Origin of the sequence: Collinsella sp. AF33-16, from assembly GCF_003475325.1 — a bacterium.
Lineage (GTDB): Bacteria > Actinomycetota > Coriobacteriia > Coriobacteriales > Coriobacteriaceae > Collinsella.
In genome coordinates this window covers 19,528-33,508 of record NZ_QRQC01000005.1, presented here as the reverse complement: position 1 = coordinate 33,508, position 13,981 = coordinate 19,528, and the positions used below count along the sequence as shown (strand labels likewise).

At 60.7% G+C, this 13,981-nt stretch carries 13 protein-coding genes; all 13 read right to left on the bottom strand.

Going from position 1 to position 13,981, the window contains the following annotated elements:
- Window positions 1-3: 3 nt before the first annotated feature.
- Window positions 4-771 carry a triose-phosphate isomerase gene (gene tpiA, locus DWZ52_RS02850; RefSeq protein WP_118384876.1) on the bottom strand — a complete coding sequence of 256 codons (768 nt, stop codon included), beginning with the start codon at window positions 769-771 and terminating at the stop codon, window positions 4-6.
- Window positions 764-1,954 carry a phosphoglycerate kinase gene (gene pgk / locus DWZ52_RS02845; protein WP_022094881.1) on the bottom strand — a complete coding sequence of 397 codons (1,191 nt, stop codon included), beginning with the start codon at window positions 1,952-1,954 and terminating at the stop codon, window positions 764-766. Before pgk ends, tpiA begins: the two co-directional genes overlap by 8 nt.
- Before the next feature lie 140 nt (window positions 1,955-2,094).
- A complete protein-coding gene (gap, locus tag DWZ52_RS02840; RefSeq protein ID WP_022094880.1) occupies window positions 2,095-3,120 on the bottom strand; it encodes a type I glyceraldehyde-3-phosphate dehydrogenase in 1,026 nt (341 codons plus the stop codon).
- 193 nt (window positions 3,121-3,313) lie between these two features.
- Window positions 3,314-4,243, bottom strand: a complete 930-nt coding sequence (gene whiA, locus DWZ52_RS02835) for a DNA-binding protein WhiA (RefSeq protein ID WP_022094879.1) — start codon at window positions 4,241-4,243, stop codon at window positions 3,314-3,316.
- Window positions 4,244-4,249: 6 nt separating this feature from the next.
- Window positions 4,250-5,170: an RNase adapter RapZ gene (rapZ, locus tag DWZ52_RS02830; protein ID WP_022094878.1), complete on the bottom strand. Its 921-nt coding sequence runs from the start codon at window positions 5,168-5,170 to the stop codon at window positions 4,250-4,252.
- Window positions 5,171-5,271: 101 nt separating this feature from the next.
- Complete coding sequence (locus tag DWZ52_RS02825) at window positions 5,272-5,958, bottom strand: N-acetylmannosamine-6-phosphate 2-epimerase (protein ID WP_022094877.1); 687 nt, start codon at window positions 5,956-5,958, stop codon at window positions 5,272-5,274.
- 70 nt (window positions 5,959-6,028) lie between these two features.
- Window positions 6,029-6,994 (bottom strand): ROK family protein, encoded by a 966-nt coding sequence (locus DWZ52_RS02820; protein ID WP_022094876.1) that lies wholly within the window; start codon window positions 6,992-6,994, stop codon window positions 6,029-6,031.
- A 172-nt stretch (window positions 6,995-7,166) separates the two neighbouring features.
- The gene (locus DWZ52_RS02815) at window positions 7,167-8,087 is read right to left on the bottom strand and encodes a dihydrodipicolinate synthase family protein (RefSeq protein ID WP_089573615.1); all 921 of its coding nucleotides are present in this window, start codon (window positions 8,085-8,087) and stop codon (window positions 7,167-7,169) included.
- 68 nt (window positions 8,088-8,155) lie between these two features.
- Window positions 8,156-9,007, bottom strand: a complete 852-nt coding sequence (locus tag DWZ52_RS02810; RefSeq protein WP_117786311.1) for an acetylxylan esterase — start codon at window positions 9,005-9,007, stop codon at window positions 8,156-8,158.
- Complete coding sequence (locus DWZ52_RS02805) at window positions 9,000-9,977, bottom strand: acetylxylan esterase (RefSeq protein WP_118384875.1); 978 nt, start codon at window positions 9,975-9,977, stop codon at window positions 9,000-9,002. The genes DWZ52_RS02810 and DWZ52_RS02805 overlap by 8 nt, the downstream gene beginning before the upstream one ends.
- Before the next feature lie 80 nt (window positions 9,978-10,057).
- The gene (locus DWZ52_RS02800) at window positions 10,058-10,885 is read right to left on the bottom strand and encodes an ABC transporter ATP-binding protein (RefSeq protein ID WP_089573612.1); all 828 of its coding nucleotides are present in this window, start codon (window positions 10,883-10,885) and stop codon (window positions 10,058-10,060) included.
- Window positions 10,886-12,901 carry a dipeptide/oligopeptide/nickel ABC transporter permease/ATP-binding protein gene (locus DWZ52_RS02795; protein WP_117842833.1) on the bottom strand — a complete coding sequence of 672 codons (2,016 nt, stop codon included), beginning with the start codon at window positions 12,899-12,901 and terminating at the stop codon, window positions 10,886-10,888.
- Window positions 12,902-12,904: 3 nt separating this feature from the next.
- Window positions 12,905-13,861 carry an ABC transporter permease gene (locus DWZ52_RS02790; RefSeq protein WP_055251823.1) on the bottom strand — a complete coding sequence of 319 codons (957 nt, stop codon included), beginning with the start codon at window positions 13,859-13,861 and terminating at the stop codon, window positions 12,905-12,907.
- Window positions 13,862-13,981: the final 120 nt, after the last annotated feature.

Below are 13,981 nucleotides of genomic sequence, written 5' to 3'. Positions count from 1 at the left end.
GTCCTACTCGCCTGCCTTGACGACCATAGAGGCGAAGTCGGCAGCCTTGAGCGAAGCGCCGCCCACGAGGGCGCCGTCAACGTCGGGCTTGGCGACGAGCTCGGCGATGTTGCCGGGCTTGGCGGAACCGCCATACAGCACGCGGATGCCGTTAGCGAGCTCCTCGCCGAACATCTCCTTGAGGGTCTCACGGATAGCACCGCAGACCTCCTGAGCGTCCTCGGCGGTAGCGGTCTTGCCGGTGCCGATGGCCCAGATGGGCTCGTAGGCGACGACGACCTGCTTGGGGCAGGTGATCTCAAGACCAGCAAGGCCAGCATTGACCTGGTTCACGACGTGCTCGACATAGGTGCCAGCCTCGCGGACCTCGAGGGACTCGCCGCAGCAGAAGACGGGAACAAGGCCGGCGGCAACGAGAGCCTTAGCCTTCTTGTTCTGGTCCTCGTCGGTCTCGTGGAAGTAGTCGCGACGCTCGGAGTGACCGATGATGCAGTAGGTGCAGCCAGCGGACTTGAGCATGTCGCAAGAGGACTCACCGGTGAAGGCACCCTTGGCCTCCCAGTACACGTTCTGTGCACCGAGGGCGATGGGGGCAGCCTGAATGCGGTCATGAACCGTGGTGATGTCGATGGTCGGAGGGCAGACGAGCACCTCGACGCCAGCCGGAACCTCGGGCAGAGCCTGAGCCAGCTCGTCGGCAAGCTTGGCAGCCTCGGCGACGTCGTTGTTCATCTTCCAGTTACCAGCGATAAGAAGGGTGCGATTAGGCATCGAGAAGCGCCTCCACTCCGGGCAGGGCCTTACCCTCGACGAGCTCCATGGAAGCGCCACCACCGGTGGAGATCCAGCTCATCTTGTCGGCCAGGTTGAACTTGTTGACAGCTGCGACAGAGTCGCCACCGCCGATGATCGAGGTGCAGTCGGCCTCGGCGACAGCCTCGGCGATAGCCTGGGTGCCGTGAGCAAAGTTGTCGAACTCGAAGACGCCCATGGGGCCATTCCAGAACACGGTCTTGGCGCCCTTGACGGCCTCGGCGTAGAGCTCCTCGGTCTTGGGGCCGATGTCCATGCCCTCACGATCGTCGGGGATAGCGTCGGAAGCGACAACCTCGGGGACAGCGTCCTCGCCAAAGTGATCGGCAACGCGGTTGTCGATGGGGAGCAGGATCTTGACGCCCTTCTCCTCGGCCTTCTTGAGCATCTCGCCAGCGCGCTCGACCCAGTCCTCTTCCTTGAGGGACTGACCGACGGACAGGCCCTGAGCCAGGAAGAAGGTGTAGGCCATACCGCCACCGATGATCAGGGTGTCAGCAGAGTCGATGAGGTGATCGAGAACGCCGATCTTGGAGGAAACCTTGGAACCGCCGACGATGGCGACGAAGGGGCGCTCGGGCTCGGCGAAGATGCCGGTCAGCGTGTCGACCTCCTTCTCGAGCAGGAAGCCGGCGACGGCAGGCAGGTAAGCGGCGGGGCCCACGACGGAACCCTGGGCGCGGTGAGCGGTGCCGAAGGCATCGAGAACGAAGACGTCACCATAGGAAGCGAGCTTCTTGGCGATCTCGGGATCGTTCTTCTTCTCACGCTTATCGAAGCGGACGTTCTCGAGAACGAGAACCTTGCCCGGCTCGACGGCGGCGACAGCCTCGGCAGCCTTCTCGCCGTAGGTGTCGGCAACAAAGGCAACGTCAAGACCAGAGAGCTCGGCGAGCTTCTTGGCGACGGGCTCGAGGGACAGCTCGGGCTGGAAGCCGGTGCCATCGGGACGGCCGAGGTGGCTCATGAGGATGACGCGAGCATTGTGCTCAACGAGATAGTTGATGGTGGGCAGGGCAGCCTTGATACGGGTGGTGTCGCCAACGACGCCATCCTTGATAGGCACGTTAAAGTCAACGCGGACGAGAACGCGCTTGCCGTCGACATCGATGTCGCGGACGGTCTTCTTGGTAAAGGCCATGTTTGCTTCTACCTTTCGTACGTGTCTGCCTCCCATTACGGCAGACGATTTCTTATAAAAAGGGCGCGACCCTAGGGTGTAAGCCCTATAAGGCCGCGCCCTTCTTTAGACGCTCAACGAGCTATTCGCTAAAAGCTAAATTAAGCAACGAACTTCTCGAAGTACTTGATGGTGCGGACCATCTGAGAGGTGTAGGAGTTCTCGTTGTCGTACCAAGAGGTGACCTGAACGAGGGTCTGGCCGTTGCCGAGGTCAGAGCACATGGTCTGAGTGGCATCGAAGATGGAGCCATGGGTCTCGCCGATGATGTCGGTGGAGACGATGTCGTCCTCGTTGTAACCGAAGGTCTCGGAGATGGTGGCAGCGTAGGCCTTCATAGCAGCGTTGACCTCGTCGACGGTGACCTTCTTGTCAACGACAGCGTAGAGGTTGGTGATGGAGCCGGTCGGCGTCGGGACGCGCTGGGCGGCACCGATGAGCTTACCGTTGAGCTCGGGGAGAACCAGGCCGATAGCCTTGGCAGCACCGGTGGTGTTGGGGACGATGTTGACGGCGCAGGCGCGGCTACGACGCTTGTTGCCCTTGCGCTGCGGGCCGTCGAGCGGCATCTGGTCGCCAGTCCAGGCGTGAATGGTGGTCATGATGCCGGACACGATGGGAGCGAAGTCGTTCAGACCCTTGGCCATCGGGGCGAGGCAGTTGGTGGTGCAGGAAGCAGCGGAGATGATGTTGTCCTCAGCGGTCAGCGTCTCGTGGTTGACGTTGTACACGATGGTGGGCAGATCGCTGCCAGCCGGAGCGGAGATGACGACCTTCTTGGCGCCAGCGTTGATGTGGGCCTGAGCCTTAGCCTTGCTGGTGTAGAAGCCGGTGCACTCGAGAACGACGTCGACGTCGAGGTCGCCCCAAGGCAGGTTGTTGGCGTCGGCCTCCTTGTAGATCTTGATCTCCTTGCCGTCAACGGTGATGGAATCCTCGCCAGCAACGACCTCGTGATCGCGAGCGTAGTTGCCCTGCGTGGAGTCGTACTTCAGCAGGTAAGCGAGCATATCGGGAGAGGTGAGGTCGTTGATAGCGACGATCTCGGAGCCCTCATGACCGAACATCTGACGGAAAGCCAGACGACCGATGCGACCGAAGCCGTTAATAGCAACCTTTACTGCCATTGTGTCTCCTTTCGTAAGGCCCCCGCAAGCTACAGCGCCTGCCGTTGAGGCCCACAAACTAACCACTCGCCTAATATACCTTTTTTTTGACTTGAATTTCACGAGAATGCTCGAAATTGAAAATCAAATTTACGTTAAAACGTTTTAAATACTAAAACAGCAGCTAAATCCGTATATAAGTCGATACTTTAATCTACCTGTTTGCTTCAATGAGCTTTTCAAGCCGTAAAACACGATGGTAGAGGGCCGACTTCGACAAGGGAGGGTCAGCCATCTCCCCTAAATCACGCAGCGAAAGATCGGGATAGCGCTCGCGCAGGTCGCAAAAGACCGCCAAGGCATCCGGAAGCGCATCGCGAAGGCCTCGCTGCTCGAGCTCATCGATAAGCGCAAGCTGATGCTGGGCAGCACCGGCGCTTCTGGTCTGGTTGGCGAGCTCGGCGTTCACGCGACGGTTCACATCGTTCTTAACCAACTTGACCGCGCGCGCCTCCTCAATCTCGGCAACGCTGCGCTTGGCACCAATCAGCTTTAATAGATGCTCGATTTCCTCGGCGCTCTTAATGTACACGGCATATGACCCCCGCCGCGCATTAACACGAGCATGGACCCCAATCTGCTCCAACAGATCGCAAAGCCCCTTGGCATATTGCTCGCCCTGCACCGCGATCTCCAAATGAAAGTCGCCGCGGGGATCGGCCACGAAACCGCCCGCGATGAGCGCGCCGCGGATGTAGGCAAGCCTGCAGCAGGGACGGGCAACGATGTGCCGGGGAACACCGGCGACGAGCCCTCCCCTGCGGTCGAGAATGCCCAGCAGCACCAGAGCCTTGTCCAGGTCGGGTTGATCGGGCAAGGTGATGAGGTAGTTTCGAACCTTATGCAATACAGATTTACGGACGGTGAACTCCGTTTTGAGCTTAAGGATGCGATGCGTCAGTGTGATCATCGTGCGCGCGACGGCGCCCGTCTCGGTCGCGACCGTCAAACGATACCGCCCGGAGCCGGCCAACGAAAGCGTACCGCTCACACGCGTCAGGGCGGCAAGCGTCGACAAATCGCAGTATTCACATTCGGGTTCGCAGCGCGCAAGCTCGTCGCGCACCTCAGCGGTAAACGACATGCAGGCCTATGCCTTCGTGTTGGCGCGCGACAGGTCGCGGTGGGAGATGCTCACGTGATACTGGGCGCCTTCCAGGTAACGGGCCGTGGCCTCGGCAATGGCGACGCTACGGTGCTGTCCGCCCGTGCAGCCGATGGCGATAGAAAGCTGCGGCTTACCCTCCGCGATATAGCCCGGCATCACCGTATCGAGCAGCTGCGTCCAGGCCTTCCAGAACTCCTGGGTCTTGGGATGGTCCAGAACAAAGTCGGAGACTTTCTTATCGAGACCGGTCATGGTACGCATCTCGGGATCGTAAAACGGATTGGGCAGGAAGCGAACGTCGATCATAATGTCCGCCTCGACGGGCATACCGTGCTTAAAGCCAAACGAGAACACGTGAACGTCCATGAGCTGCTGGTCGGACAACTCGGAGAACGCCATGCGCAATTTGTTGCGCAGGGCAGAGGTGCGCAGGCGGCTCGTGTCGATAATCATATCGGCTCGATCGCGCACGCCCTGCAGCTGAAGGCGCTCGCGCTGAATGGCATCGGCCGTAGTCTCCCCCGGCTTGGCAATGGGATGACGGCGGCGATTTTCGCTGTAGCGACGAATCAGCACCTCGTCAGAAGCCTCCAGGAACACGATGTCGCAGCTCATCTCGCGCTCTTCGAGCGCGGCGACCGCATCGAGCAACTCGTCAAACAGTCCCTGGCTACGCAAATCGCAGGTGACGGCGAGATGCCTGCCCACGCCCGTATTGATGCCGACGAGCTCGGCAAGCTGGGCGATGAGACGCGGAGGTAGGTTATCAATGCAAAAATAGCCCATGTCCTCGAACACGTGCATGGCCTGTGTGCGGCCCGATCCGGACATTCCGGTGATGATGACGATATCGGGGATGCGCTCCGAGCGCTCCGCCGCATCCATGGCATCTCCCTTTTGCATGTGCTGCCTCCCAAAAACAAGCGCGGGACCCAGCAACCCGGATCCCGCGCGGTCAATTGCCTATATTGAGTATACCGCCCCGAGCGGATACGAGGCCTGTCTTACGCCTCAAGCGCAGCCTTGAACCAACTCGTAATACTCGTGGGGTGCGTGATGGCGGTGCCGACGACAACGGCCCAGGCGCCAGCATCGATCGCAGCGCGAGCCTCCTCGGGCGTGTGCACGCGGCCCTCGCAGATGATGGGAAGACCGGGGAATTCCTCGGTCGCCTGACGCAGGAGTGGCAGGTCGGGGCCATCGGCCATGGTGCAGTCGATGGCGGCGACGCCGTGAGAAAGCGTGGTGGATACCAGGTCAAAGCCCATATCAACCGCACGGCGAATGTCCTCGATGGTGGCACAATCCGCCATCAGGAGCACGCCCTCCTCGTGCAGCGGGCGGAAGGTATCCTCGACGGTCTTGCCATCGGGACGCGGACGATCGGTGGCGTCGATCGCCACGATATCGGCACCGGCAGCAACGCAGGCGCGAGCGTGACGCAGCGTCGGCGTGATGTAAACGCCCTCGTGTCCATCCTTCCACAGGCCGATGACGGGAACCTCACAGCGACCCTTAATAGCGGCAATGTCGGCAAGGCCCTGACAGCGAATGGCGGCGGCGCCGCCAAGCTCGCAAGCGCGAGACATTTGAGCCATGGTCTCGGGCGTACGAAGCGGCTCGCCCATATACGCCTGAACGCTCACGACGAGCTTGCCCTTCAGGGATTGAATCAAAGGATCGACGGTCATAAGGCTGCAACCTTTCTCAGAACAGCCTCCCGAGGCGTGTTGTCTCGGGAGGCTCCTACAGCAGATACGTTTACTTCAACGAGGCAAGAAGATGCTCAGCGGCACCGATGAGCGGAGCATCGCCCTCCAGAGAACCGATGAGGATCGGCGTGTCCTGAAGCGGATCGAGCGCCTGGCTGGCATAGCCCTCGTGCACCGAATCCTTCCACGTCTGCGAACGCCAATCGGGACCTTGGTGAATCACGCCGCCCGAAAGCACGATGACCTCAGGGTCCAGGATGTTAGCGAGCGAGCCCAAGCTGGCGCCCAGCGCAAAGCCGGCGTCGTGGATGACCTCGGTTGCCTTTGCGTCGCCCGCGCGGCACAGGTCGTTCACATCGCGACCGACCGAAGGACGGCTGGGGTCGACGCGGCCAAAGCGCTCATCGTACATACGACCAATGGAAGTGCCCGAAGCGACAGACTCAAGATGGCCGGAACGCCCGCAGGCGCAGGGAATGCCGGCGGCAGCCGAGCACTCGATGTGGCCCATATGGCCAGCAGCACCATGGAAGCCCTGCATCACGCGGCCGTTCTCGACATATGCGCCGCCAATGCCCGTACCGATGCCCAGGCACAAGACGGAGAACTTGCCCTTGCCGACGCCCCAGTGGGCCTCGCCCAGAGCATGAGCCTGCACGTCGCCTACAACGGCAACGGGAAGACCGAGATCCTCACGCAGACGCGGCCCCAACTGAACGCCGGACCAGCCGGGCATGATCTCATTGGCATACGCGATGGCGCCCGTCTTGGGATCGACGACGCCGGCGGCACCGATACCGACGCCAAGGACCTCGACATCGGGATTCGCCTCGAGAGCAGCCTTGATGGACGCCTCAATACGCTGGAAGACGGCCTCGCCGCCCTCTTGGGCCTCCGTGGGAACCTCGGCCTCAAAAACGGGATGGGGCACACTACCGTCAGCCGGGTACTCCATGATGGCAGTCGCAATCTTAGTTCCGCCGATATCGACAGAGCAGACGTACTTGTTCTCCATGTCGCTCTCCTTCGGAGATAAAAAACAACTATAGGAAATGCGCCGTCAGGCTAGCCGTCACAGCGCAGTAAAGGTTTTCCTGGTGCCCAAGATCGCCGAGAAACCGTGTGGCCATTGACCTAATAGTCATGGCCACACGGTTGAACGGCGAGGTCGGGTGCCTGGGAAAGCTTTACAGGAGGCCGTTGTCCTGGAGGACCTTCCTAATAGCCTCGACGTTCTCGCCGGTCATGGCCTTCACCGGGCGCGGCATGGTCGGGCTGTCGAAGATACCCATGAGGTTCATAGCGGTCTTGAAGGCGCCGACGCCACCGGCATAGCCCTGGACGCCCGAGGTGACATCCCAGATGTGCGAAATCTCATTGAGGCGATCCTGCTCGGCCTTGACGGTAGCCCAGTCACCAGCCTGAGCGGCCTTCCACTGACGAACGTAGCCCTCGGGCTCAACGTTGGCGAGACCCGGGACAGAGCCGTCGGCGCCACCGAGGTAAGCACCGTCGACAACAACCTCGTGGCCGGTGAGGATGCTCATCGGATGGCCGTTCTTCTCGTTCTCCTGAACGAGATAGCGGAACGAGATGTCATCACCCGAGGAATCCTTGACGCCAGCAAGGACGCCCTCGGCGCCGAGCTTGGCAAGGAGCTTCCAGGGGAGCTTGGTGTGAACGCAGACGGGAATGTCATAGGCAAAGATGGGCAGGTCGAGCTCCTCGTGCAGGATGCGGAAGTGCTCCTCGACCTCGGTCATGCCCTGCAGGGCATAGAACGGGCAGGTGGCGACAAGCGCATCGGCGCCCAGCTCCTGAGCGACCTTACCGTGCTCGATCATGCGCTCGGTCTCGGTATCGATGATGCCGACCAGGACGGGCACGCGGTGGTCGACGATACGAACGGCCTCGGCGATGATCTGGCGACGACGCTCATCGGTGGAGAAAACGACCTCGCCCGAAGAGCCCAGGAAGAACAGGCCATCGACGCCGGCATCGATCATGCGGTTGATGCTGCGCTCAAAGGAGGCAACGTCGAGCTGGTGATCTTCGGTATCGGGAACAACGACGGGAGGGATAACGCCGGTGAATTTCTGAGTTGCCACAAGAATCTCCTTAGTTGTCTGGCGGGCGGCCCTATGCCACCCACTCTTGTTGGCAGTGTCCAGGCCGTCTAGGCCAAAGAACACGGGTAGAACGTTTGGTTAAAAAAGTCGATGACTTCGTTTTCGAACGCATTGATGCGCTCATGAGCGTATTTGGCATAGATGATATGCCTCCGGTCACACTCAAGACCGTTGAATACGGCAAACTGGCCCTTGGGATCGCTCACGGCATCCATGAGCGATGTGCCCATGAGCACCGATCCACGCACCCGAGACGACAACGCCTCGAGGCCACCGGGAATTGGATTGGCAACCGCCGTGCAGGCGAGGCCCCGCTCGTCCAGAGCAGAAACCGCCAGCGCGACTCCGCCGCCAAGGCCCTCGCCCCATGCAAAGATGCGGTCGGGGTCCACGCCATCAAGATTGCGCGCCACCTTCGCCATCGCGCAACCCCAACGGACGCGCTTGACAAAAGCAGGAGAGGCAATCCCCTGCTGCAGCTCGCTGGATCCAATCGCCTCATCGTCCAGCGCAAGCACGGCATATCCCATGGCCGCAAACCTCGTCATGTGATGCCATCCCCGCACGGGTCGGTCGATGTCGTGAAACATCAGACATAGCGGCACAAGCTCGGATGCTCGGGCGCGACCGGCAGGCTCAATCAAGCGTGCGTGGACCACATCGCCACCAAGCTCAAAGGAAACCTCGGAGTAGCGGGCATACGGATTGGCGAAATCGATCGCCGTAATACTCGGCCCGCAAACCTCAAGGTCCGAAGCGGCTATCTCTAATTCGGAAACATCCGCAGAAGCATCACCGCGCCAATCCCGGAAATCAGCGAGCCTTGACGAGACCGTTCCGGGAATCCCCACAAGGTCGGAGACAATCAGCTCATTGACATTGCTCTCGCACTTAGACATAAGCCTCCCCTCCCTTGCAGAAAAACGGAATGATCAGATCGTCAAAATCCTGAATCTCCTCGTGGCCAAAGCCTTCAAAGAACTCATGACGCTTTTCACAGGTCAGGTTGTTATAGACCGCAAACTGCGTCGCTGGCGGACAGACGGTATCGGCTGTGCCAGTGCCAAACAGCACGGGGCATTTGACCATAGGGGCAAAGTTCTTGGAATCGAAGTACGCCAGCTTGGCATAGGCTACGTCGATACGAGTCGAGTCCTCGTCAAACCAGCGAGACCAATAGCGCAGGCCCTCGTAGGCAATGTCGTCGGCATCCAAATCCCAGACCAGGCGGAAATCCGACAGGAAGGGATAGAGGATGGCGGCGCGATTGATAAGCTCGCTGTTAAGTGCACAGGTCGCAATGCCCAAACCGCCGCCCTGCGACGCGCCGTTCACAAACACACGGGCAAGATCGATGCCCTCGAGCTCGCGAACGATGCGGCACAGGATGCGAATATCTTGGTGCAAGCGGACATAGTAGAGGTTGGCCGGATCGCCGTCGATACCGGCGACGATATGGCCCGCGACCGTTGTGCCCTCAAATCCACCAATGTCCTCGGAGGGACCTCCTTGGCCGGGGCAGTCGAGGGCGATGAGTGCCATGCCCATGCCCGCAAACGACGCCTGCTCAAACCAGCTGCGGCTTGCACCCGGATACCCATGGAACTGAAGTACCAATGGCACGGGCTCGTCCGAGACGGGTTTAAGGTACTTGGCATGCAGGCGAGCGCCACACATGCCGGTATACCAGAGGTCGAAAAGCTGGCAGGTCACGGCATCGGTGACCGATGCCGTCTCGATCGCATAGTCAAGCCCGACGGCGTCGGCCTCGGCCATGCGATCCTTCCAAAAGAGATCGAAATCTGATGGACGGGGCATGGCGCCTCGATATTCACCAAATTGATGTTGCAGCTCCTGAGCACTTGGCATGGCTCGTGAACCCAACCTTTCGAAATCGCAACGGAGGTGCGCCCGGCAAGGGAACCGGGCGCACGGGAGGGAAAGCGAGACTACTCGCCGAGCTTGGGATGCAGCAGCGACGGCGCAGCGCCGAGCAGCATCTTGGTGTAGGGGTCCTGGGGGTGCTGGAAGACCTGCTTGGCCTCGCCCTGCTCGACGATCTTGCCGCCATTCATAACGATGATGTCGTCAGAGATATAGCGGACCGTCTGGATGTCATGGCTGATGAACACCATGGCCAGGCCGAGCTCCTTCTTAAGGTCGGTCAGCAGGTTCAGAATCTGCGCGCGGACCGAAACGTCCAGAGCCGAGGTGGGCTCGTCGGCGATGATGGCATCGGGGTTCAGCGACAGGGCACGGGCAATTGCGACGCGCTGGCGCTGGCCGCCCGAAAGCTGACCGGGAAGAACCTCGGCGGCGGAGCTGGGCAGACCGGTGAGCTCCAGGAGTTCCTTGACGCGCTTCTCCTGTTCGGCCTCGGTGCCCAGATTGTGGACGCGCATGGGATCGAGCAGCTGCTCGCGAACGACCATGCGGGGGTTGAGCGCCGTGGCCGGGTTCTGGAACACGACCGAGATGACGCGACCCATGTGGCGACGGTCCTCGGCGGTACGCTTGGTTACGTCCTTGCCCTTAAAGTAGACCTTGCCGCTCGTGGGGGCCTGCAGGCCGCACATGACGTTGGCGGTGGTGGACTTACCGCAACCGGACTCGCCGACGATGCCGATCGTCTGACCGGGCATGAGCCTAATCGTTACACCCTGGACGGCGTGAACCAGGTTGGGGTGCAGAATCGAGCCGGTACGGGTCCTAAAGGTGACGTGGACGTCATCAAGGAAGATGATCGGCTCGACGCCGTTGACTGCGGTCTCGCTCATCTACATCACCTCCGCGTGAGGGGTCAAACCATTTGCCTTGAGCACCTCGTCGGGGAGCTCGGAATAGAAGTGCTCGGTGCCGGGCACGCGCTTGAAGACCGGACGGGTGTCCAGGCCAATGCGCGGATGGCTCGAGCGGGGCGCGAAGCGATCGCCCTTGGGGAAATCGCGCGGGCTCGGAACGGCGCCGGGCACCTGGTGCAGACGGCCCGAACCGCTCTCGATGGACAGAACGGAGCCCAGAAGACCGCGGGTGTACTCGTGGATCGGGTTAGTGAGCAGCTCCTTGGTGGGCGCCTGCTCGATAACCTGACCGGCGTACATAACCGTGATGTTATGGGCGACCTCGGCGACCAGCGCCAAGTCATGCGAGACGAAGATCATGGCAAAGCCGAGCTTGGCCTGAAGGTCGTTGAGCAGCTTGATGACCTGCTTCTGGACGGTAACGTCCAGAGCGGTCGTGGGCTCGTCGCAGATGACCAGCTTGGGGTCGCGGGTAAGGGCCATGGCGATCAGGACACGCTGACGCTGGCCACCGGAAAGCTCATGCGGGTAGCTCTCGAGCGTACGCTTGGGGTCGAGGCCCACGAGCTCCAGGAGTTCCTCGGCGCTGCGGGTGCCGCCGCGCTTGGTGAGCTGCTTCATCTGGGCAGAGATGAGCATGGAGGGGTTGAGCGAGGACAGGGCGTCCTGATAGACCATAGCGATATCGGTACCGCGCAGGCCGAACCACTCCTTCTTGCTCATCTTGAGCAGGTCGCGGCCCTCCCAGAGGACCTGGCCGGAAAGGTGCTCGTCATCGTCGGTCAGGCCCATGATGGCCAGCGTGGTGATGGACTTACCGCAACCGGACTCGCCCACCAGGCCCATGGTCTGACCAGGACGGACGTCAAAGTTGACATGGTCGACGACGTTGATATCGCCGTGATGCTCAAACTGAATGCAGAAGTCACGGACCGAGAGAATCGGTTCGACAGACTCGTCGGGCACATGGCGATCGTCACGCTTGAGCTCGACATCGCGCAGGGCGCCAAGGCGAGCGGAGAGGGACTGGGCCTGCTCCTTGTAGGCGCGAACGGGGTCGGAGACCAGCAGGTCGGCCTCGCGACGCTTGGAGGAATCGGTCGGATCCAGGGCGGCGGAGGGAGCAGCGGCCATGGCGTCGGTAATGCCCTCGGAGAGGATGTTGAGCGCCAGGCAGGTGATCATGATGGCCAGGCCCGGGAACAGCGCCTGCCACCAACGGCCGGCGAGCACGCCGCCGCGGGCGTCGGCGAGGATGTTGCCCCAGGTAGCGGTGGGCTCCTGGATACCAGCGCCGATGAAGGTCAGCGAGGCCTCGAAGATGATGGCGTCGGCGACCAGGGTAACGGTGAAGACCATGATCGGGGCGATGCAGTTACGCAGAACATGCTTGATCAAAATCCACGGAGCCTTGGCGCCGGAAACGATGACCGCGCGGACATAGTCCTCGCCGTACTCGGACACGATGTTGGCGCGCACGATACGGGCAATCTGCGGAGTGTACATAAAGCCGATGGCGAAGATGATCGACGGCACGGAGTTGCCCAGGATGGAGACGAAGACGGCCGCGAGGGCGATGCCCGGGATGGACATGATGATGTCCAGGATACGCATGATCGTCTCGGAAACGGCCTTGCGCGAAACCGCCGCAAGGGCGCCCACGACCGAGCCGCAGACCAGAGCCATGGCAGTGGCGCCAAAGCCGATAATCAGCGAGTAACGACCACCGTAGAGCATGCGCGACAGAATGTCGCGACCCTTATCGTCGGTACCGAAGATAAATCCGTTGCCGGGAGCCTGGCGAGCCGTAAAAATCTCGACCGGGCTATAGGGGGCAAGAAGGGGCGCCAGAATCGCAGTCAGGGCGACCAGCACCAACACGACGGCGGCAATCTTAGAAGACAGCGTCATCTTCTTCCAGCCACCGAGCTTGAGCCCCTTGGAGGCAGCCTTCTCGAGCTGCTCGGTTTGCTTCTCTCGAATCTTTACCATAATCTACACCGTCCTGATGCGCGGGTTGATGAGCAGGTAGAGCATGTCAACCACGATGTTGATGATGATGAAGGCAAGAGCAACGACGATAACGACGCCCTGAACCAGGTTCGCCTCGTTGCCCTGAACGCCCTGCAGAATCGCGGTGCCCATGCCGGGGAGGTTGAAGATAACCTCGATGACGACGGCGCCGCCCATGAGGTAACCGATCTTAAGACCGAGGGTGGTGACCGGGGTGATCAGCGCATTGCGAAGAACGTTGATGCCGACGACGACCTTCTCGGGAACGCCGGCGCCGCGAGCCATACGGACATAATCCTTATCGAGCTCCTCGACCATGGCGGTACGCACGATACGAGTCATCTGGCCCGTCAGCGGAAATGCCAAGGCGATAGCGGGCATGATCATACGTCCCAGATAGCCAGCCGGATTCGTGGTGAAGTGAGGCAGAGCACCCGATGCCGGAAGCACCTTAAGGTAGGAAGAGAACAGCAGGATCAACAGAACGGCAAGCCAGAACGACGGGGTTGCCAAGCCGGCGATGGAAAAGACGCGGATCACTTGGTCCGGCCATTTGTCGCGATACAGTGCCGCGATGACGCCGAGTAAAAACGAAACGACCGCACCGATGGCAAGGCCGATGAAGGTCAGCTGCATCGTGACGGGCAGGGCCGTGGAGATGCGCTTGGCAACGGAGTTGCGAGCAGCACCATAGGTGCCCATGTCGCCATGGATCAAATCGCCCATATAGCGCACGTAGCGCACGGGCCAGGGGTCGTCCAGACCATACTTCTCATGGTACTCGGCAACCGCCTCGGGCGAGGCACCGTCACCCAACGCCGTGTAGGCGGGGTCGGTCTTGGAGAACGACATAAGGAAGAACACCAGGACGGTGACGCCCAATGCCATGATCGGCAGCGCCACAAGACGCCTTCCAATCAAACGTAGCAAGTTGTTCACGTTCTCTCCCCTTTCTTTTGTCGGTAGGACCAACTGGTATATGAGTACGGATACTCATTACAAGACCCGAGCGACATCGTTGCCGCCCGGGTCTTTGTTTCAACTATGAGGATACGGTCC